The sequence below is a fragment of the Pseudolysinimonas kribbensis genome (assembly GCF_039531715.1).
GTDB lineage: Bacteria > Actinomycetota > Actinomycetes > Actinomycetales > Microbacteriaceae > Pseudolysinimonas > Pseudolysinimonas kribbensis.
In genome coordinates this window covers 92220-113258 of the sequence record NZ_BAAAQO010000001.1, presented here as the reverse complement: position 1 = coordinate 113258, position 21039 = coordinate 92220, and the positions used below count along the sequence as shown (strand labels likewise).

Sequence of the window (21039 nt, the reverse complement as noted above, 5' to 3'; positions counted from 1 at the left end):
ACGTCGCCTTGGGGGGCTCGGATGCGCGGCATCCGGGCCCCTCGTGCGTGGTGGGATGGCGGGGTGACCCTTTCGGAGCTCTGGCTCGTCCGCCACGGCGAGAGCGCGGCGAACGTGGCCGCGGCCCGCGCGGAGGCGGACGGCGCCGACCGCATCGACATCGCCTGGCGGGATGCCGACGTGCCGCTGACCGACACCGGCCGTGAGCAGTCGCGCGCCCTCGCCCGCCTGCTCGCGGGGCGTTGCGCGCCGAATGCCGTGTGGTCCTCGCCCTATCTGCGCGCCCGGCAGACCATCGAGCTGGCGCTGCCGGACGCGGAGCCCGGGCGCATCCGTCTCGACGAGCGCCTCCGCGACCGCGAGCTCGGCATCCTGGACCTGCTCACGAGCCACGGGGTCGAGCACCTGCTGCCGGCCGAGCGCGCGCGTCGGAGCCGGCTCGGCAAGCTCTACTACCGACCGCCCGGCGGAGAGTCGTGGGCCGACGTGGCCGCGCGGCTGCGGTCGTTCCTGCGCGACGCCGACGACCTGCGCGACGCCGATGACGGCGGCGGCGTCGCCCTGCTCGCGGTGCACGACGCGGTGATCTGGCTCGTCGTCTACGTCTGCCTGAGCCTCGACGAGGCCGCGCTCTTCGACCTGATCGACGGCAACGTGCTGGCGAACGCGTCGTTCACGCGGCTGGTACGCCAGGGCGGCGGCTGGCGTCTCGAGGCGCTCGGGGAGACCGCGCATCTCGTCGAGCAGGACGCCCCGGTCACCGAGCACGAGGGCGAGCGCAGCGATGTCCGGTGACGCCACGCGGGTCACGCCCGAGCTGCTGCGGAACTGGCCGCTGCCGGAGGGCGGCGACTCCAAGTACAGCCGGGGCCAGGTCGTCGTGGCGGGCGGAGCGCTGCGTTCCGCGGGTGCGGTCATGCTCGCCGGCACCGCGGCACTCCGTGCGGGCGCGGGGCGCCTGACCCTCGCGGTCGGCGCGTCCGTCGCGACCGCCGTCGGGACGGCGGTACCCGAGTCGGGGATCGTGCCGCTTCCGGAGACGAGGAACGGCTCTGTGGCGGGCGGCGCGCTGAGCGCGGCCGCCGACGACATCCGATCCGCCGACGCGCTGCTGTTCGGACCGGGCCTGGACGATCTGCGCACCACGCGCGCCCAGCTCGACGAGCTGCCCGGGATGCTCGGCGAGCGCACCGCGGTCGTGCTCGATGCCTTCGCGCTCGGATGCCTGCCCGACGCCGACGAGACGATCGAGGCCCTGCGCGGGCGGCTGGTGCTCACCCCCAACCCCGCCGAGGCCGGCATCCTGCTCGGCACGGAGGTCGACGGCACCGGAGCCGAGGACCTCGACCGCGCGGCACGCGAGATCGCCGACCGCTTCGGTGCGGTGGTCTCGTGCCAGAACCGCGTCGCGGAGCCCGGCGGGCGCGCGTGGCGCATCACCGCGGGCGGACCCGGTCTCGGCACCTCGGGCAGCGGCGACGTGCTGGCCGGCGCGGTGGCCGGGCTCGCGGCGCGGGGAGCGGACCTCGCGCGGGCGGCGGTGTGGGGCACGGCCCTGCACGCGGCGGCCGGCGATCGCCTCGCCGCGCGCATCGGCCCGCTCGGCTACCTCGCGCACGAGCTGGCCGACGAACTGCCGGGACTCCTCGTGCGCTTCGGAGAGGGTCGTCCGGCACGCGAACCCTGACGACGGGGCGCGGACGGCATCCCGCCCGCGCCCCCGGTCAGCGGGTCACGGCTTGGCGCAGAGCTTGCCGATCGCGTTGAGGTCGTCCTGCACGGTGGTCGCCGACTTCTCGAGCGCGGCCGGGTCGGACCCCGCCTTGTAGCCCTGCATGGCGGTGGCCATCTTGTCGAGGTCGTCGGCCGCCTTCTGCGCCGGCTTCTTCACGTCGGGGTTGCTCACCTTGTCGACGGAGGCGCGGAACTTGTCGTTGAACTTCACGATCGCGTCGTGCGCCGCCGCGGGGTCGGTCTGCACCTTCTCGAACGCCGAGCTCAGGCCGTCCGTCGCGGAGGAGATCGACTTCCCGAGGTCGGCGCAGGCCTGCAGCTTGCTCTGCCCGCCGATCCCGGCGCAGCCGCTCAGCAGCAAGACGGCCGCGGCGGTGGCGGTGAGGACGGCGATCGGACGGCGTGCAGACATGGTTCTCCCCCGGAGGATTTGAATGGATTGCTCACATTCTAGGGGGCTCGCGGGTAGATCCGATCGCCGCGCGCCAGCATGGCCGTGAATTCCCCGACCTTGCGCTCGCGCGTCTCGGCGCGCTTCACATTGCCGATCCGGAACAGGATCGCGAAGCGGTTCTGCGCGTCGAGCGTCGCCCACGCGGCGGCGGCGGCCGGCTCGGCGTCGAGCGCGGCGCGGAGGTCGTCGGGCACGGCGGCGTCCTTCTGGCGGTAGGCGGCATCCCAGCGGCCGTCGGCCTTCGCGCGCTCGATCTCGGCGAATCCGGCCGGCTGCATCCGGCCCTCGGCGATGAGGCGCTCGGCGTGCCCGATGTTGATCTGCGACCACGGACTGCGGACCCGGCGCGGGGTGAACGCCTGGGCGGTGAAGTCCGCATCGTGCCGGCCGATCTGGCCGTCGATCCAGCCGTGGCAGAGCGCGACATCGAGCGCCTCGGGGTACCGGATGCCGGGCACGGTCGCCGCCTTCTTCAGCAGCAGGAGCCGCACCCCGCCCTCCGGAGGGTCGGCGCGGAGGAACGCGTCCCACGCGTCGGCCGAGACGAAATGCAGGAGCGGCTTGTCGGCGAACGCCACCATGGTCGACACCCTAGCCAGAGCCCCCGTCGCGACCGCCCGCACGGCTCGTCCCCCGATTCCAGCGCGATCCGTCCCCCAAAAGGAGGATTTGCGCCCCCTTGTGGGGCGCGGTCTGCCCTCGCACGGGGGTCGCCGCGCCCGACGGCGCCGACCACAGTGGTGTCGGGCGCAGATCATGCGGCGCCGGCTGGTGGGGAACAGACATCCCCACCGGAGCCTTGGGGGGCCATTCATGAACACCACCGTTCGCGCGCGTCTCCGCGCCGTCGTCGGACTCGTCGCGACGGCGACCGCGATCGTCGCGCTCGCCGTCGTCGCACCGGAGGCCGCCACGGCCGGCCCGCAGGTCGTCACGACCACCTACACCTACACGGGCGCCACGCAGACCTTCACCGTGCCGAGCGGCATCTCGGCGCTCACCGTCACCGTCACCGGTGGCGAAGGCGGCAACGGTGGATCGGATGCGACCGCCGCGCCCGACCCCGGCGGCTATCGGGGCGTCGTCACCGGCACCATCGCGGTGACGCCGGGGCAGGCGTTGACCGTTGCGGTGGGCGGCGGCGGCGCGACCGGGCCCAGCAAGACGAATGCCCAGAACACCACGAGCGGGGCCGCCGGCGGCAGCAATCCGCTCGGTCAGTACGCCGGCGGCGTCGGCGGCAAGGCCGGTTCCAACGGCTCGTCGGGCTTCGGCGGGGCGGGCGGCGCGGCGAGCGTGCTCCGCGTCGGCTCCGCCGACATCGTCGGCGCTGGTGGCGGCGGCAACGGCGGCAGCGGACAGTTCGCCCCCACGCGCGGGCGGCAGGCCACCGCCACGTATGCCGGCCGCACCGATTCGATCACAACCGCCGGTCAGAACGGCACCAACGCCAACGACATCTGCTCGGCCACCAACTGCAGCAACAACGACGGCGGCGGCGGCGGCGCCGGCGGCGGCGGTGCGCAGGGCGGCCAGGCGGGCGCTGTCGAGTTCGGCGCCGCCCAATATAACGAGTGGTTCGGCTACGGCGGCTCGGTCGGGCAGAACTCGACCGCCTCGTACGACGGTCTTGCCGCGTCGTATCAGTGGTACAACGACAACGGCGGCACGGGCCAGGGCGGCTCGATCGTCATCTCCTATACGACCGGATCGCCGGCCGCCCCGACCGCGGTGAGCGGCGTCGCGGGCAGCGGCTCGGTGGCCCTCGCCTGGACCGCGCCGACCGACCCCGGTCAGTCGGCGATCACGGGCTACGTCGCCCGGTTCAGCAGCAACGGCGGCAGCAGCTGGAGCTCGTCGGCCGACCTCGGCACGACCGGCACCTCGGGCACCGTCACGGGCCTGACGAACGGCACCGCGTACGTGTTCCAGGTGGCGGCGGTGAACTCCGTCGGCACCGGCGCGTGGTCGGCATCCTCCACATCCATCACCCCGCAGGGGCCGCCGTCGGCGCCGACGATCTCGTCGATGGTCGGCCAGGACGGCGCGCTGCGGCTCACCCTCACCGCGCCCGCGAGCGGCGCGACGGTCACCGGATACGACTACCGGGTCGACGGCGGCGGCTGGGTGGCGGTCGCGTCGACCGCGACGATCATCGTCATCCCGGGCCTGCTCAACGGCACCTCCTACGACGTCGAGGTCCGCGCGGAGAGCGCCGTCGGCGCGGGCTCCGCGTCCGCATCCGTGAGCGGCACGCCGCGTGCCGTGCCGGGTGCGCCGACCATCGGCTCCGTCTCGGCGGGGGCCGGGTCGATCACGGTGGCGTTCACGACGGGCTTCACCGGCGGCGATGAGATCACCGGCTACGAGTACCGGCTGAACGGCGCCGGAAGCTGGCTGCCGGCCGACGGCGCCACGAGCCCCATCGTCATCACGGGTCTCGACAACGGCACGAGCTACTCCGTCGAGCTGCGCGCCGTCAACGGCTCCGGCACCGGCGCCGCCTCGGCGCCCGCGACGATCATCACCCCGGACCTCCCGGGCGCCCCGGCCGTGGCGTCGGTGCTCCCCGGTGACGGCACGGCGACCGTGGTCTTCACCCCCGGCAGCACGGGTGGCACGCCCGTCGACCACCTGGAGGTGCAGACCTCGGCCGGCGGCGACTGGACCCGTGTCGGCGCGACGAGCCCGGTCATCCTGACCGGCCTCGACAACGGAACCACCTACGCGGTCAGCCTCCGCGCGGTCAACGCGGTGGGCGCGGGAGCCGGATCGGCTCCGGTCGCCGTCACCCCGGCGACCGTCCCGGGTGCGCCCTCGATCATCGGCGACACCGTCGCCGGTGGCGACGAGACGCTGTCCGCGGCGTTCACGGCTCCCGGTTCCGACGGGGGCGCCGCGATCACGCGCTACCAGTACTCGACCGACGGCGGCGCCACCTGGCGCACCCGCACCGACGGCGCCACCACGGCGAGCCCGGTCGTCATCACCGCGTACTCGAGCGACGGCACGACGCCACTCGTCAACGGCACCACCTATTACGTCGAGCTGCGCGCCGTGAACTCCGTGGGTGCGGGCACGGCATCCGCCGTGGCGCAGGGCATCGCGACCACGATCCCGAGCGCCCCGACGATCACGAGCGTCGTCGCCGCGCCGGCGTCGCTGGATGTCACGTTCGCGCCCGGCGCCAACGGCGGCTCCGCGATCACCGGCTACCGCTACTCGGTCGACGGGCAGCACTGGGCGAGCACCGGCACGCTCGGCACGACGTTCACGATCACCGGCCTGAGCAACGGCACCGCGTATCCCGTTCAGGTGCAGGCGGTCAACGACGTCGGCCAGGGCACCGAGTCGGCCGCGATGACCGGCACGCCGGTCGCCCTGCCGGGCCGCGCCTCGATCGTCTCGGTCGTGCGCAGCAACCAGACGCTCACGGCCGCGGTGGCCCTGACCGACGACGGCGGCTCGCCCGTCACGTCGTGGCAGTACTCGACCGATGGCGGCATCAGCTGGGGAACGGCCTCCGGCACGACGAGCCCGCTCGTGCTGACCACGCTCTCCGGCGATCCGTCGACCCGTCTCGCCAACGGCACCGGGTACTCGCTGCTGGTGCGCGCGGTGACGGCCATCGGCACCGGCCCGTCATCCGCGGCCACGACGGTCGCCCCGGCGGCCGCGCCGCCGGCCCCGTCGATCGCGCTCACGCCCGGCAACGGCCAGGTCGTCGCCGACTTCTCACTCGGCGGCGACGGCGGATCGCCGATCGAGGCGCTGGAGTACAGCCTCGACGGCACCACCTGGATGCCGACCGGCACGCTCGCGAGCCCGTTCACGATCACGGGACTCACCAACGGCACCGCGTATGCGATCCGGCTGCGCGCCGACAACGCGATCGGGGCCGGCGCCGCGTCGACCCCGGCGTCCACGACCCCGCGCACGGTCCCCGGGGCGCCGACCGCGGTCGTCACCGGCTCGAACACGGCGTCGGCCGACGTCCGCTGGGCGGCTCCCGCCGACAACGGCGGCGCCGCCATCACCGGGTACACCGCCTCGGCCTACGCCAGCGGCACCTCGGGCACGCCGATCGCCGGCTGCAGCACCACGGCCACCTCGTGCTCGATCAGCGGGCTGACCAACAAGACCGCGTACTACGTCGCGGTCACCGCGACCAACGCCGCCGGCGCGGGCGCGCCCTCGGCCCCGCGGACGATCGTGACGCCGCTCGCCCGCCCCTCGGCTCCGACGATCACCGGCCTGACGGCCGGCGACGGATCGCTCTCCGCGGCGTTCACCGCGGGCGCGATCGGCGACGGAACTCTCATCGGCTACCAGTACTCGGTGGATGGCGGCTCCACCTGGGCGGCGGCGGGCACGACGAGCCCGATCGCGATCACCGGCCTCACCGACGGCACCGCGTACCGCGTCGCCGTGCGAGCGGTGAGCACCGCGGGCACCGGTGCGGCATCCGCCGCGGTCGCCGGCACCCCGTACGGCTACCCGTCGGCGCCCGATCCCACGGGGATCGTGGTGAACGGCGGCAACGGCAAGGTCATCGTGAGCTGGCAGGCGCCGAGCCTCAACGGCGGCGTGCTCGGCGACTACACCGCGACCGCGTTCTCGGCGCAGTCGAGCGGCTCGACCGCAGGCACCTGCACGACGACCGCGCTCAGCTGCACGATCACGGGCCTGGGCAACGGGACCACGTATTGGATCTCGTTGCAGACCCGCAACTCGGTCAGCATGTACAGCCAGCGCTCCGACCCGCGCGTGCCGGCGACGCCCTCGATGACACCAGGCGCGCCGACCGGCGTCTCCGCGGTGGCGGCGGATGGTGCGGCGACGATCGCGTGGACCGCTCCGACGAGCACCGGCGCGAGCGCGATCAGCGGCTACACGGTGCTGTGCTCGAGCGGCGGCGCGTACACCGCGTGCGGCGCGGTCACCGGCACGGCCACCACCCTGCGGGTCACGGGGCTGACCAACGGGACCGCCTACACCTTCCAGGTCACGGCGACCAACGGCAACGGAAGCGGTACGGCCAGCGCCGCGTCGACCGCGGTGACGCCGCTGGCCCCGGGCGCCACGCCCGTCTTCGGCACGCCCTCGCGGACCGCCGACGGCATCGACGTCGCGATCACGAACTACGACCCCGCCGTGACCTACACCGTCTCGGCGAGCGCCGGCACGGTCACCCGCTCCGGCCCGACGATCACGGTCACCGGCCTTGCGGCATCCGCCTCCTCGACCGTGACGCTGGTCGCCGCGCGCACCGGGTACACGACCGTGTCGGCGAGCGTCGCGGGCTCCGCGCTCGCGAACGGCGTCGCTCCGGCCTTCTCGGGCCTCACGGCCGCGCCGGACGGATTCGCGTTCACGATCGCGAACTACGACGCCGCGTCGTCGTACGCGTTCAGCGCGACCCACGGCGCGACGGTGTCGCGCGACGGCGCGGTGGTCACGGTGTCCGGCCTCGCGCTGGGCGGCGGGTCGCGCGTCACGGTGGTCGTCTCGCGGACCGGTTCCACCGATGCGACCGCAGCGGAGGACGGCGTGGCGATGACCGTCGGCACGGCGCCCGTGCTCACGGGGCTGGTCTCCACCGGCACCGGGTTCCGCTTCGAGATCTCCGACTACGACGCCGCGCTCGACTACGCCGTCAGCGCGACGAACGGCGCGGCGGTCACCCGCACCGGCTCCACCGTGACGGTCACCGGACTCACCGATGGCGCCGCATCCGACGTCACCGTGACCGCGACCGACCCCGGCGTGAGCATCGCGTCGGCCCTCGAGCACGGTGCCGCCCTGCTCGCCGGCTCCGCGCCCTCCGTCTCCGACCCGACCTCGACCGTGGACGGCTTCGTCTTCGACGTCGACCTGCCCGACTCGTCGGCGGTCTACTCCGTCACGAGCTCCGCCGGCACGGCCGTGCTCGACGGCGGCGTCGTGACGGTCACGGGCCTCACCCCGGGCGAGACGGCGGACGTCACCGTCACCTCGGTCGAGCCGGGTCACGTCACGACGAGCACGACCGTGCGCGCCGCGGCGCTGCTCAGCGGCATCCCGCCGCTGTTCGCCGCCCCGTCCCGGACGGCCGACGGATTCACCGTGGCCGTCGACGGTCTCGACCCCGACGGCGTCTACACCGTCGCGAGCACCACGGGGTCCGCCTCCGTCGACGCGGGCGTGATCACGGTCACCGGACTCGCACCGGATGCCGCAGCCACGGTCACCGTGACCGTGCGGCACGCCGGCTACACCGACGGCGTCTCCACCGTGACGGGCACCGCGCTCGCCGCGGGCGTCGCGCCCGCCTTCGCCGACGTCACGGCGACGGCCGACGGCTTCACGTTCACGATCGCGAACTACGACGCCGCGCTCGTCTACGAGACGCGACTGTCGCCGACGGGGGTCGTCGTGATCGACGGCACGGGCCACGGCGTCGTCTCGGGCGTCGGCGCGGGCGTGACCGTGACCCTGGACATCACGGCGACCGATCCCGGCGCGTCGATCGCCACGGCATCCACCGGTGCGACCGTGCTGCTGCCGACGACGGCGCCGGGACTCTCGGCCGCTACGCCGCTGGCGGGCGGATACCGCTTCGTGATCGAGGACTACGACCCCGGCCTCACCTACTCCTTCGTGCAGGCCGACGGCGGAACGGTGGTCCGCTCCGGCGACACCGTCACGGTCAGCGGCCTCGGCGCGGCGGTCACGTCGGTGACGACCGTGTCGGCGACCTCCGCAGGGCACACCGTCGCGGCCTCGACGGCGAGCGGCACCTCGTTCCCGAACGGCACGGCGCCCGGCATCGGGGCCGTCACCCGCACTCTCGACGGCTTCACCTTCACGTTCACGGCCGATCCGGCCGCGAGCTACACGGCGACCGCCGACGCGGGGACCGCCACGCTCAGCGGATCGACGGTGACCGTCACGGGCCTCGGCGCGGGTATCGGCACCACGGTGCACCTGACGGCGACGGTGCCGGGCTCACTCGACGCGACCTCGGACGTCGCCGGCACCGCGATCGCCCTCGGCGTCGCCCCGGTGCTCGGCGCCGCGATCTCGGCGCACGGTGGATTCGTCGTCGTGATCACGGACTACTCGGCGCTGGGCGGCTACCGGGTCGCCACGACCGCCGGTTCGGTCACGCGCTCCGGGGACCGCGTGACGGTCTCCGGTCTGGCGGCCGGCGCGAGCGCGACCGTCACGGTCACGGCCGTGCGGGGCGGTTACCGCGACGCCTCGGCCGCCCGGACCGGCAGCGCCATCGCGCCCGTCGTCCCCGCCGCCCCGACGACGACGGCAGCCGTGCCGACGCCGGCCGAACCCCGTGTGAGCTCCGCCGACGAGCCCACCGAGAGCAGCCAGGTCGGGGGAGCGGGCATCCCCGCGAGCCTGCGCGGCGTGAACCACTCGACCCCGGGCACCGGCACGGTCCAGTCCGGCGGCGACCCGGTCCCCTCGCGGATCTCCACGCACGCCGGCCGCACGGTGCTGACGACGGGCAACGGCCTGCGCATGACGGTCTCGGGTTGGCAGGACGGCCACCGGACACCGACGGGGCCGGATGGCGTGATCGAGATCGTGCGCGGCGGCAGCACGCAGATCGACGTGTCCGGACTGGCACCCGACTCCGAGGTCGTGACGTGGGGCATGTCGCACCTGCAGCAGCTCGTCGCGACGCGAACCGATCACGACGGGTCGCTCGCCCAGCTCGTGCGCCTGCCGTACAGCATGGCGCCCGGTGCGCACACGCTGATCGTGTCGGGAGTCGACGCCGAGGGTCACGACGTGACCATGCAGGTCGGCATCCGGGTGCTGCCGGTCGCGCACGACGCGCCGCCCGCTCCCGCCGCGGGAGGCAGCTGGTGGTGGCTCCTGCTCGTCGGGCTGATCGCCCTGCTGGCGCTCATCACGTGGTTCGTGATCGCGCGCCGTCGCCGCCACGACCGCGAAGCGCGAGTCGCGACCGGCACCCGCTGAGGTGACGCGAATGCCCCGTGCAGCCGTGCTGCAACGGGGCATTCGCGCGATCTCGCTGCCGGGTCAGGCGGCGGGGGTCTCCTCCACCGCGGGGGCCGGCGCGCCGTCGGCGAGCTGCGCGGTCGAGGTCTGGACCTCGATCTTGCGCGGCTTGGCCTTCTCGGCGATGGGGATGACGACGCTCAGCACGCCGTTCTCGTAGGACGCCGAGATGTTCGACGTCTCCACGCCCTGGCCGAGCGTGAACTGCCGCAGGAACGAGCCGCCGCTGCGCTCGCGGGCGAGCCACTTCACGCCCTCCTGGCTGCGGGGGGTGCGCTCGGCGCGGATCGTGAGCAGCTGACCGTCCACGTCGATGTCGACGCTGCCCGGGTCGACGCCCGGCAGGTCGGCGTTCAGCACGTAGTGGTCGCCGTCGCGGTAGAGGTCCATCGGCATCAGCCGCGGGCCGTGGCGCTGGTCGAGCAGCTGGCCGGCGACGCGGTCGATCGCCTGGAACGGGTCGAAGTACATGGCCATCGAATCCTCCTGAGACTCAACGATATGAGTCGGTATGACTCAACTTTGAAACAAGTTAGCACTCGGCACGGGGGAGTGCCAAGATCGCGCCGTGCGCCTACGGCGAACAGCGCAGAATGCCCGATCAGGGCCCGATCAGGGCCCGATCAGCGCCCGATCAGGACGCGGTCAGTGCCGGATCGGCGACGCGGCCCCCGCGGTCGCCTCGGCCGCCGCGATGAGCAGGCCCACGATCTCCGCGGCGGGGAGGTCGGTGGCGAGGGCGGCATCCACCATCTCCTGCTCGGCCATCGCGACCCAGGCTCTCAGCGCGATCCGCAGCCGCCGGCTGTCGGGTTCGCCGAGCTCGAGGAAGACCGAGACGGCGCGCTCGGCCTGGGCGTTGCGCGCCTCCTCGACGAGCTCGCGCACCTCGGGGGAGCCGCTCGCCGCGCCGCGCACGAGCGAGTAGAAGGTCGCGGGGTGCTCCCGCACGAACCCGACCACCCGATCCAACGTGTCGCGCAGACGATCCAGCGGCGCCAGCTCCGGCCGCGGCTCGGTGGCGCGCAGCATGCTGTCGCGCGCGGTGAGCACGATCGCGTGGTGCATGCCCTGCTTGGAGCCGAAGTAGTGGAAGAGCAGGGCCCGCGAGACGCCGGCCTGCTCCGAGAGGAGCTCCATCGTGACGTCCTCGAGCGGGGAGTGCGCGAGGGCGGCGACCCCGAGCGCGACGAGCTGCGCCCGCCGCTCGTCGGGGGTCAGCCGGGTGCGTCGTTCCTCCACCATGACCTCTCCACTGTCCCACCTATTGACAGGGTGTCAATAGCCGGTACGCTCGGAACCGGACGTCACAACCGAACAACTGGCTGGGCTGAGATCGAAGAGGATCGATGAAGCTCAAGAAGGTCACGGGCTCGTACGCCGGCCGCATCCTGCTCGCCGCGGTGCCCGTCGCGATCGTGTCCACCCTCGTCATCGGCGGCGTCGCGCAGGGCGCGGTGCCGGTGTCGATGACCATCTCCGGCAGCCAGTTCAAGATCGCCGCGTCGCAGCTCGACGGCACGAGCTTCTCGCAGTACGCGGGCGTCGCGACCGACACCGCGGGCAAGCAGCACGCCGTCGCGATCGCCAACATCGGCCAGGCCAAGCTCACGAACCTGTGCCAGTCGGTCGTGGCCGACACCCCGCTCGGCAAGGTCGGCGCGATCATCACGGCCGGCGGCGGCGGAACGCCCGCCGAGGCGACCGACCTGCAGATCGGCATGACCGACCTCAAGGGCAACACGAGCTTCGACGACGTGCGCATCGGGGTCGACGCCTCGACCGTGCAGACCAAGGCCAAGGGCGCCGTCGGCGACTTCGCCCAGGACTCGAGCGCTCTGCATATCACCGACCTCCAGCAGATCTCGTGGTCGACCACGGCCGCCGTGTTCACGCTGAACGGGATGCACATGCAGGTGACCACCGACGGCAAGGAGTGCTTCTAGGCATCGGCCGATCGGGAGGACGATGACATGACCGCGATCCGCATGACCCGCGCCGGAGGCGACACCGTGACCGGATTCCGCGTCTGGCGACGGGAGCGCCCGCTCGTCGGCGGCATCCTGCTCGCCCTCGCCGGCGTCGAGATGTTCTTCTCCGGCCAGCTCGACCTCGGCAACATCCACATCTCGATGGGCTTCGAGGGGTTCCAGGCGACGGTGATCCCGGCGCTCCTGGTACTGCTCGGTGTTCTGGCGATCGTGACGCCCGCGCAGCATCTCTTCTACGGCATCTTCGCGCTCGTGCTCGCTGTCTACTCGCTCGTCGGGGTCAACCTCGGCGGATTCCTGCTCGGGATGCTGCTGGGAGCCGTCGGCGGCGTCATCGTCGTCGCGTGGCGGGCCCGGGTCTCGTCCGCGGCGGACTCCGCCGAGGGCGTGGCGGCGGCGGAGAACGTCGCGACGCAGCCCCCCGCTGCGCCCGATCCCGAACCCGCGCATCGCGCCGGGCACGCCGGCGTCGTACATGCGGAGGCCGTCGACTACGCCACGCTCAAGGCCCGCGCCGCGGCGCGGCGCGGTGGCGCCGGCGCCTCCTCGTCCAAGAGGACCCCGGGGGAACCCCGCCCTTTCGTGCCGGGCCGGTCCTGACCGGCCGGCGCCGATTCAACCGGGCAGCGGCTCTGCTGCTCGTCGTGGCCTCGATCGCCTCGATCGGGGCGGCGCGCGCGCCGGGGGCGGCGGAGGGGTGCCTGCTCGGCATCATCTGCACGCCGTCGTCGCCGAGCCCGTCGCCGTCGCCCACCAGCGGTGGGGGTACCGGAACCGGCACGGGATCGGGCGGCGGGGGACTCGGCGGGCTGCTCGGCGGCGGTTCGTCGAGCGACCCGCAGGACAATGCCGGCGGTCTGCCGCCGGTCCCGCTGGTCGCCTCGCCCGACGACAGCATGACGTTCACGCTGCCGGCGGCGCAGCTCGGGGGATCGTCGATCTCGTTCGGCAGCATCCCGGTCGTATCGCTCGTGACCGTGCCGCTCAAGGACGGGTCGCGTACCACCGTCATCCGGCTGCAGGCGTCGAGCGTGACGATCAACGACTTCGTGCTCGACGTGCGCAAGACCGCGGGCGGCGACAGCGGCGTGACGACCTCGCGGCAGATGGTGCTGAGCGGACACGTCTCGGCCTACATCGACTCGGCGACCGCGACGCTGCCGGGCGGACTCGGCCTCACGCTCGGCGCGGACACCCCGCTGCCGGGCGACGAGCTGCCGCAGACCCTGCTCGGCGTGCACCTCGGACTCGTCGGGGTGATCTCCGACCGGATGACGATGACGCCGTCGCACCTCGTGGTGACCCAGGGCCACTGATCCGGCCGCGCACCGCTGACCCGCGGCGCGACCTCCCGCTTCGTCGCCTCCGGCTTCGTCGCCTCCCGCTTCGTCGAAAGTTCAGGATGCGGTCGCGCGCCGTGGCCCGGGACCTCGCGCCGCGCCGGCGTCATCCTGAACCTTTGACGGGCGGGGCGGGCGGGGCGACGCGGGGCGGGCGGGGCGACGCGGGCGACGCCGGGGGCGCCAGCCCGCATGGGCAGGGACGTCGCACCGGAGGCCGCGACGAGGCGTGGCGACGGGGCGACGCGGGACGCCGCGGGGCGATGGGAGGGGACGTCGCGACGACGCCGCGCTCAGTAGCCGATGAAGGTGTCGGTGCGCACCCGGCGCACGCCCGTGCCGCGCAGCGCGCGCTTGAGGGCGGAGACCGCCGCCGGCGCACCGGAGACGTAGGCGATGCGGTCGCGGGCATCCGGCACGTTGTCGTGGACGATGCCCGCGCTGAGCGCATCGCCCTGCACCCACGACCAGTGCTCCGGCAGCACGAGCGGGCGATCGGGGCAGACCACGACGACGCGCACGCCGGCGGCCTCGAGCTCGGCAGCGTACGCGAGCTCGGTCGCCGACGAGACGGCGTAGACCAGCACGACATCCCGCGGCTGCGGCTCGCCGGCGGCTTGCTGCAGCTGTCCGACGAACGGCGTGACGCCGATGCCGCCCGCGACGAGCAGGAGCTTCTGCGCCGGGTCGGCCGGCAGCGTGAAGTCGCCGCTGACCGAGGTCGCCGTGACCGGGGTGCCCGGTTCGAGCGCCATGAGCGCGGTCTTGAAGCTCGACGGCTTGTCGGGCAGCCGCACCCCGAACCGCACGCCGCCGGTCGCGGGCGCGGTGGCGATGCTGAAGACCCGCCGCCACCCGCGGGCGTCGGTGCCGCTGTGCGGGAGTGTGAGCTCCATGTACTGACCAGGGCGGAAGCGCACGGGCGCGGCCGGCCGGAAGGCGAAGTCCCAGCTGGTCGGCGTGAGCTGGCGCCGGCCCTCGAACTGCAGCCGGATGCCGCGCCGCTGCCCGACGAGGAAGGCGAGCAGGTTGCCGATCAGCAGCGCGAGCTGCGGCGAGCTGTAGAGCGGGCCGAGCGCGAACCCCACGCTCGAGATGAGGCCGACGAGCGCCGCCTCGGCCAGCTGCTGCCAGCGTCGCGGCGGCAGGGTGAGCGGCTCGCTCAGCATGAACCCGGTGAAGAACACCGTCGGCAGCGACAGCAACGACAGGCTCAGCACGTCGAGCGGGCCGGTGGCGCTCAGCAGCCCGCGCACCTGCCACACGACGACGACGGTGCCGACGAAGACCAGTCCGAGCCACAGACGGCGGGTGCGGAACAGGATGAGCAGGGCGCCGATCGCCGCGATCGGCACGAGGGGCGGCGTGGCCACCCACCAGGTCGCGAAGCCGAACGGCAGACCCGGGAATCCGACGATGAAGGCCGCCGCGGCCGCCGGGTTGAAGATGTGCCGCCCGCGCCACGCGAGCAGGTACTTCGTGGCCACGGCCACGAACGCGGCCAGCGCGAGCCCGAGCAGCGGCAGCACGTCGATCGACGGCGTGAAGATGAACAGCAGCAGGAGCGCCGTGATGATCGTGGAGCTCAGCTGCGGCCGGGTGCGGAAGATCAGCCCCGCGATCCCGTTCGTCAGGTACGAGACGACCAGCAGCACGGTCGCGCTGGCCAGCAGCGCCAGGGGGGAGAACGACACGGCCTCGGGCACGAAGGTCAGTACGAGCGCCGCGACGCCCAGCACGCTGAGCGAGATGATGACGAGGCCGTACATGGTGACGCGTCCGAGCACGCGGTCGAGCCAGGCGATCATGCGAAGACCTCTCCGGGAAGGTCGGGGGAGCGCTCCACGCGCCCGTCAGCGAACATCCTCACGTACTCCACGCCGTGGCGGTGCAGCAGGTTCGGATCGACGTCGAAGAACAGGGACGTGGCGATGCCGTCGGCGACCATCGCGGAGCCCGCCATCGCCCAGGTCGCGACGACGCCTCGCGTCGGCTCGCCGGTCACCGCGTCGAGCACGTGGTGCAGGCCGTCGCCCCATGCGCGGCGGGTGGTCGCGCTCGCCGCGATGGCCCGGTCCGTCGTCTCGACGACGCCGATGGCCTTCGACGGATCGGCGGGATGCTCGAGCGCGACCCGCATCGGCACGCCGCGGGGGCGCAGATCGCCGCTCGCATCCACGACCCAGCGCCCATGGCCGAGGTCGTCGAGCGCCTCGCCCACGAGGTCGACGAGCTGACCCTTGCCGGCCGCGCCGACGTCGAGGAGCGCGCCCGCGGGGGCGTCGAGGCGGCGTCCGTCCCAGGCGATCGCGGCATCCCATGCCGGAACCGGCATGCGATCCGCCGCGGGTGTCAGCCGGTACTGCCCGTCGTAGCCGAGAGCCTCGAGTGCGCGGCCGACGAGCGGCGAGACGCGCCCTCCGGTCGCCTCGTACAGCTCGCGGTAGAGGGCCAGCAGCGGCGCCGCCTCCGGGGGCAGCTCGTAGGAGCCGGGCTCACGCGCGATGCGCGTCACGAGCGAGTCGTCGCGGAAACGCGACCAGTCGCGGTCGTAGCGCTCGATGCGCTCGGCGACCACCGCGCGCTCGGCCGTCGTCAGCTCCCGTTCCGTGTCGATGCGCCACGGCGCCCCGATCGCGTCGAACGACCAGGCGTACGGAAGCGGATCGACGAGCGCGCTCAGGACCCCGCCGCCTGCTTCTTGATGGCCTCGACGGCGGCGCGGAATCCGCCGCTCGTGAGCGAGGATCCGGCGACGCGAGACACGCCGAGGGAGTCGATGTCCTTGCCCACGACGAGCGCCGAGATGCCCTCGGCGAACATGGCCTGGTACTGGATGGCGTTCGGATCGGTCGCGTGCCGCCCGATCCGCACCGCGGTGACCGTGTCCTTCGCGAGCGTCAGGGTCACCGTGATCGTCTCGGTGCCGCTCGGCGCCTGGTAGCTGCCGTCGGCGGTGTAGGTGCCGTCCTGGTAGGGGCCGCCGCCCGATCCGGAACCCGCGGCCGCCCCACCGGCGGCGCACCCGGCCAGCGCGCCCACCAGTCCGAGGCCCGCGAGTCCGAGCCCGGCCCCCCGGAGCACGGGACGTGAACGGACGAACGACGAGCGGGGCACGGAGATCTCCTGACGAGGACGGGATGGTCGGCGATGCCGCCCGTGCCTCCAGCATCCGGATCGCACCTTGGAGGTGTCTCGGAGCGACCGGTGGGCGGCGTGCGGCAGAGGAGGGTCCTCCTTCGAATCCTCTCGGACATCACGGCGTCCGTGCGCGGGCGGTTCACCTCGGTAGGGTGGCGCCTCGTGGAGATCGTCATCCTGCCCACCGCCGCCGAGGTCGGTCGCGCCGCCGCCGCGAAGATCGCGCATCGCATCGCGCGGCATCCGGAGACCGTGCTCGGGCTCGCGACGGGATCGTCGCCGCTCGCGATCTACGCGGAGCTCGCCGCCCGCCGCGAGGCCGGCCTCGACGTCGGACGCGTGAGCGGCTTCGCGCTCGACGAGTACGTGGGCTTGCCCACGTCGCATCCGCAGAGCTATGCGAGCGTCATCCGCACCACGGTGACCGAGCCGCTCGGTCTCGACCCCGCCCGCGTGCACGTGCCCGACGGCCTCGCCGACGACATCGAGGCCGCGTGCGCGGCGTACGAAGCCGCGATCGCCGACGCCGGCGGCGTCGACGTGCAGATCCTGGGCATCGGTGCCAACGGGCACATCGGCTTCAACGAGCCCACGTCGTCGTTCCAGTCGCGCACCCGCATCAAGACGCTCGCGCCGCGCACCCGGCAGGACAACGCGCGCTTCTTCGACTCCCTCGACGAGGTGCCGACGCACTGCGTGACCCAGGGGCTCGGCACGATCCTGGAGGCGCGCGAGCTGCTGCTGGTCGCGCAGGGGGAGGCGAAGGCGGATGCCGTGGCCGCGGCCGTCGAGGGACCGTTCGCCAGCGTGGTGCCGGCCTCGGTGCTGCAGTGGCACCGCAGCGCGACCGTGATCCTCGACGAGGCGGCGGCGTCGAAGCTGCGCCTGGCCGAGTACTACCGGTACACCTACGAGCACAAGCCGCCGTTCCAGCGCTGGGACTGAGATGACGCGATCCGCCGCACTCGGCGTGCTGCTGCCGGGTTTCGAGGGCACGGCGCTCCCCGGCTGGCTGCGCGAGCGGCTCGCCGACGGTCTCGCCGGCGTCTGCCTGTTCGCGACCAACATCGCCGCGCCGTCGCAGGTACGCGAGCTGACCGACGCGATCCGCGAGGCGAACCCGCGCGCGGTCATCGCGGTCGACGAGGAGGGCGGCGACGTCACCCGCCTGCATCAGCGCACCGGGTCGCCCTACCCGGGCAACGCCATCCTGGGTCGCATCGACGACCTCGAGCTCACCCGCCGGGTCGGCGAGACGGTCGGCCGGGAGCTCGCCGCCGCGGGCATCACGCTCGACTTCGCGCCGGATGCCGACATCAACTCCGATGACCGCAATCCCGTCATCGGCACCCGCAGCTTCGGCGCCGACCCCGGGCTCGTCTCCCGGCACACGGTCGCGTGGATCGAGGGGCTGCAGTCGACGGGTGTCGCCGCGAGCGCGAAGCACTTCCCCGGCCACGGCGACACGGCGTCCGACTCGCACCTGGCGATGCCGGTCGTCGACCTGCCGCTCGAGGCCCTGCGCGCCCGCGAGCTTCTGCCGTTCGCGGCGGCCGTCGGCGCGGGCGCGCGCAGCGTCATGACCTCGCACATCCTCCTGCCGCAGCTCGACGGCGACAACGTCGCGACGTTCTCGCCGCGGATCCTCGGCGAGCTGCTGCGCGGCGACCTCGGCTTCACGGGCGCGATCGTGACCGACGCGCTCGACATGCGCGGCGCGAGCGGCGGGATCGGGATGGCGACCGCCGCGGTGCGCGCGCTCGCCGCGGGCGCCGACCTGCTCTGCCTCGGCACGGCGAACACGGCAGAGCAGGTCGACGGGCTCGCGGCGGCGATCTCGGCGCGCGTGGCGGCATCCCGGATCGCCGAGGCGCTCGGGCGCGTGGCGCCGCTCGGCGTCCTCCCGCCGGTCGTGCCGTCTCCCGCTCCGGCCTTCGATGTCGACCGCACGATCGGCGCGTTCGACATCGCCGCCGGCGTCACCGTGCGCCCCGAGCGTCTGCTCGTGCAGCTCGAGACCGGGTCGAACATCGCCGTCGGCGTGTCGCCGTGGGGCCCGGCCGCCGCGGGCGTCGAGGTCGTGCGGGTGCGCGAGGGCGACGCCCTCCCGTCACCCGGCGCCGCGCAGCTCGTCATCGTCGGCCGCGACAACCACCGCCGCGCGTGGACGCGCGACGTGATCGACGCGGCTCGGGCATCCGGCCGCGACGTGCTCGTCGTCGACATGGGGTGCCCGTCCGCCGACCGCCGCTACGCCGACGTCGCGACGTTCGGCGCCTCCGCGCACGCGGGAGCCGCGCTCCTCCGCCTCCTCGACCGACTCGGCCGCGGAGCGTCTACTCGACCCGCTCGCCGAGGGACCAGACGCCGGTAACGTTCCACGCCCCGTCGAGTGCGACGACGTCGGCCGGGTAGCCCGGTTCGAGCAGCCCGAGACCGGGGATCCCGAGGGCGCGCGAGGGGATCGTCGTGAGGGCGGCGATCGCCGCCGCCGGCATCGCGCCCATCGCGATCGCCTGGCGCAGCGCCACGTCCTGGGTGAGGGTCGACCCCGCGATCGTCTGGGTGCCGGAGAGCACCGCGAGGCCGTCGCGCACCGTGACGTTCAGGGTGCCGAGGCGGTAGTCGCCGTCGGCCTCGGCGGCCGCCGACATCGCGTCGGTGATGAGCGCGACCCGGCCGGGCGCGGCATCCCAGAGCAGCTTGGCCACGTGCGGATGCACGTGCAGGCCGTCGAGGACGAGCTCGAGCGTGATCCGCTCGTCGTCGATCGCGGCGACCACGGGACCGGGCGCGCGATGGCCGATGCCCGGCATCGCGTTGAAGGCGTGCGTGAGCACTCGTGCCCCCGCGTCGAAGGCGGCGCGAGCCGTCTGCTCGTCGGCCTCGGTGTGGCCGACCGCGGGCACGACGCCGGCGTCGGCGAACCGGGCGATCGCCTCGAGCCCGCCGGGCAGCTCCGGCGCGAGCGTGACCTGGCGCAGCGTTCCGGCGGCGGCCTCGATGAGCCCCTCCACCGACTCGGGGTCGGGATGCCGCAGGAACGACTCGTCGTGCGCGCCGCGGCGGGCGGGCGCGAGGAACGGCCCCTCGAGATGCGAGCCGAGCACCCGCGGATCGCGCGTCGTCAGCTCGGCGACCTCGGCGATCCCCTCGCGCAGCTCGGCCAGCGGCGCGGAGACGAACGACACCATCGACCGGGTGGTGCCGTGTGCACGGTGCGCGGCGAGCGCCCCCTCCAGCTCGGCGGCTCCGCCGTCGACCGAGTGGCCGCCGCCGCCGTGCACGTGGATGTCGACGAACCCCGGCGCGAGCGTCGCGTCGCCGAGGTCGACGGTCGCGTCGGCATCCGGAGCCTCGCCCGTGCCGGTCGCCCGGATGACGTCGCCGTCGATCAGCGCCCACGCGCCCCCCGCGCCGGCTCTCTCCCCGCGCTCGTCGATCAACCCGGCCGCGCGCAGCAGCGTCGTCATCGGAAGATCACCGTCCTGGCCCCGTCGAGCAGCACGCGATGCTCGGCGAACCAGCCGACCGCGCGGGTCAGGGTGCGGGACTCGATGTCCTGCCCGATCGCGCGCAGCTGCTCGGGCGACTGGCTGTGGTCGACGCGTTCGACGTTCTGCTCGATGATCGGCCCCTCGTCGAGGTCGGTCGTGACGAAGTGCGCGGTCGCGCCGATGAGCTTGACGCCGCGGGCGTGCGCCTGCCGGTACGGGTTGGCGCCCTTGAACCCCGGCAGGAACGAGTGGTGGATGTTGATGATCCGTCCCTCCAGTGCGGCGCACAGCTCCGGCGACAGGATCTGCATGTAGCGCGCCAGCACGACCAGCTCGATGCCCTCGCCCTCCACGATCCGGAGCACGCGCCGCTCGAACGCCGCCTTCTCGTCGGCATCGCTCACGGTCTGCCATTCGAACGGCACGCCGGAGAAGTCGGCGAGGCTCTCCAGGTCGGCGTGGTTCGCGAGCACCCGGGCGATCTCGATCGGGAGCTGGCCGGCGCGCTGGCGGAACAGCAGGTCGTTCAGCGCGTGCGCAGCGGTCGAGGCGAGCACGAGGGTCTTCACGGGGCGACCGACGACGTCGAGCTGCCACGTCATCCGGTACCGCTCGGCGATCGGGGCGAGCGCCGCGGCGAACGCGTCGCGGTCCGCGGCCGACTCGACCTGCAGACGCATGAAGAAGGTGCCGCTGTCGTGGCTGGAGTACTGCTGCGACTCGGTGATGTTGCCGCCGGCCTCGACGACGGCGCCGCTGATGGCGTGCACGATCCCGGGTCGGTCGGGACAGACCAGGGTCAGGATCCAGTGCGTCGCCGCGTCCACGCGCCCAGCGTATCGGCGGCCCGGATGCCG

17 protein-coding genes are annotated in these 21039 nt (G+C 73.5%); 8 read left to right on the top strand and 9 right to left on the bottom strand.

Annotated features, from left to right (window positions below):
• The first annotated feature begins 63 nt into the window (after positions 1-63).
• A complete protein-coding gene (locus tag ABD285_RS00550; protein WP_284254489.1) occupies positions 64-795 on the top strand; it encodes a histidine phosphatase family protein in 732 nt (243 codons plus the stop codon).
• Positions 785-1687 carry an ADP-dependent NAD(P)H-hydrate dehydratase gene (locus ABD285_RS00545; protein WP_284254490.1) on the top strand — a complete coding sequence of 301 codons (903 nt, stop codon included), beginning with the start codon at positions 785-787 and terminating at the stop codon, positions 1685-1687. The genes ABD285_RS00550 and ABD285_RS00545 overlap by 11 nt, the downstream gene beginning before the upstream one ends.
• A 45-nt stretch (positions 1688-1732) precedes the next feature.
• Here ABD285_RS00545 and ABD285_RS00540 read toward each other — a convergent pair whose 3' ends face one another.
• Together ABD285_RS00540 and ABD285_RS00535 are read right to left on the bottom strand one after the other, a co-directional pair.
• Complete coding sequence (locus ABD285_RS00540; protein WP_284254491.1) at positions 1733-2146, bottom strand: hypothetical protein; 414 nt, start codon at positions 2144-2146, stop codon at positions 1733-1735.
• A gap of 38 nt (positions 2147-2184) precedes the next feature.
• Positions 2185-2769: a YdeI/OmpD-associated family protein gene (locus ABD285_RS00535; RefSeq protein WP_284254492.1), complete on the bottom strand. Its 585-nt coding sequence runs from the start codon at positions 2767-2769 to the stop codon at positions 2185-2187.
• A 232-nt stretch (positions 2770-3001) separates the two neighbouring features.
• Between ABD285_RS00535 and ABD285_RS00530 the strand changes: the two genes are divergently transcribed.
• A complete protein-coding gene (locus ABD285_RS00530) occupies positions 3002-10171 on the top strand; it encodes a fibronectin type III domain-containing protein (RefSeq protein WP_344199325.1) in 7170 nt (2389 codons plus the stop codon).
• Between the two features lie 63 nt (positions 10172-10234).
• Here ABD285_RS00530 and ABD285_RS00525 read toward each other — a convergent pair whose 3' ends face one another.
• The gene (locus ABD285_RS00525; RefSeq protein WP_344199322.1) at positions 10235-10690 is read right to left on the bottom strand and encodes an Hsp20/alpha crystallin family protein; all 456 of its coding nucleotides are present in this window, start codon (positions 10688-10690) and stop codon (positions 10235-10237) included.
• A gap of 168 nt (positions 10691-10858) precedes the next feature.
• A complete protein-coding gene (locus ABD285_RS00520; protein WP_344199319.1) occupies positions 10859-11458 on the bottom strand; it encodes a TetR/AcrR family transcriptional regulator in 600 nt (199 codons plus the stop codon).
• A gap of 104 nt (positions 11459-11562) precedes the next feature.
• Here ABD285_RS00520 and ABD285_RS00515 point away from each other — a divergent pair, with 104 nt between their 5' ends.
• From ABD285_RS00515 to ABD285_RS00505, 3 genes are read left to right on the top strand one after another with little or no spacing between them, the layout of a single operon-like run.
• The gene (locus ABD285_RS00515) at positions 11563-12159 is read left to right on the top strand and encodes a DUF6230 family protein (RefSeq protein ID WP_284254496.1); all 597 of its coding nucleotides are present in this window, start codon (positions 11563-11565) and stop codon (positions 12157-12159) included.
• 27 nt (positions 12160-12186) lie between these two features.
• Positions 12187-12804 carry a DUF6114 domain-containing protein gene (locus ABD285_RS00510; RefSeq protein WP_344199315.1) on the top strand — a complete coding sequence of 206 codons (618 nt, stop codon included), beginning with the start codon at positions 12187-12189 and terminating at the stop codon, positions 12802-12804.
• Between the two features lie 44 nt (positions 12805-12848).
• Positions 12849-13520 carry a hypothetical protein gene (locus tag ABD285_RS00505; protein WP_344199312.1) on the top strand — a complete coding sequence of 224 codons (672 nt, stop codon included), beginning with the start codon at positions 12849-12851 and terminating at the stop codon, positions 13518-13520.
• Between the two features lie 317 nt (positions 13521-13837).
• Here the strand turns inward: ABD285_RS00505 and ABD285_RS00500 are convergent, their stop codons facing one another.
• The 3 genes from ABD285_RS00500 to ABD285_RS00490 all read right to left on the bottom strand — a co-directional run bounded on the left by ABD285_RS00500 (position 13838) and on the right by ABD285_RS00490 (position 16661).
• On the bottom strand, positions 13838-15352 hold the full coding sequence (locus ABD285_RS00500; protein ID WP_344199309.1) for an FAD-dependent oxidoreductase: 1515 nt from the start codon (positions 15350-15352) through the stop codon (positions 13838-13840).
• Positions 15349-16161, bottom strand: coding sequence for an FAD:protein FMN transferase (locus ABD285_RS00495; RefSeq protein ID WP_486352007.1), 813 nt, complete (start codon positions 16159-16161; stop codon positions 15349-15351). The genes ABD285_RS00500 and ABD285_RS00495 overlap by 4 nt, the downstream gene beginning before the upstream one ends.
• A 62-nt stretch (positions 16162-16223) precedes the next feature.
• The gene (locus tag ABD285_RS00490; protein ID WP_344199306.1) at positions 16224-16661 is read right to left on the bottom strand and encodes an FMN-binding protein; all 438 of its coding nucleotides are present in this window, start codon (positions 16659-16661) and stop codon (positions 16224-16226) included.
• A gap of 186 nt (positions 16662-16847) precedes the next feature.
• Here ABD285_RS00490 and nagB point away from each other — a divergent pair, with 186 nt between their 5' ends.
• On the top strand, positions 16848-17630 hold the full coding sequence (nagB, locus tag ABD285_RS00485; RefSeq protein ID WP_284254500.1) for a glucosamine-6-phosphate deaminase: 783 nt from the start codon (positions 16848-16850) through the stop codon (positions 17628-17630).
• A gap of 1 nt (position 17631) precedes the next feature.
• Entirely contained in the window at positions 17632-19059 is a 1428-nt protein-coding gene (locus tag ABD285_RS00480; RefSeq protein WP_284254501.1) for a glycoside hydrolase family 3 N-terminal domain-containing protein, read from the top strand.
• On the opposite strand, the gene nagA is transcribed toward ABD285_RS00480, so the two are convergent.
• Positions 19022-20158: an N-acetylglucosamine-6-phosphate deacetylase gene (gene nagA / locus ABD285_RS00475; RefSeq protein WP_344199301.1), complete on the bottom strand. Its 1137-nt coding sequence runs from the start codon at positions 20156-20158 to the stop codon at positions 19022-19024. The two genes, ABD285_RS00480 and nagA, sit on opposite strands and share 38 nt — an antisense overlap.
• Positions 20155-21009 carry a formyltetrahydrofolate deformylase gene (gene purU / locus ABD285_RS00470; RefSeq protein ID WP_284254504.1) on the bottom strand — a complete coding sequence of 285 codons (855 nt, stop codon included), beginning with the start codon at positions 21007-21009 and terminating at the stop codon, positions 20155-20157. Before purU ends, nagA begins: the two co-directional genes overlap by 4 nt.
• Between the last annotated feature and the right edge of the window lie 30 nt (positions 21010-21039).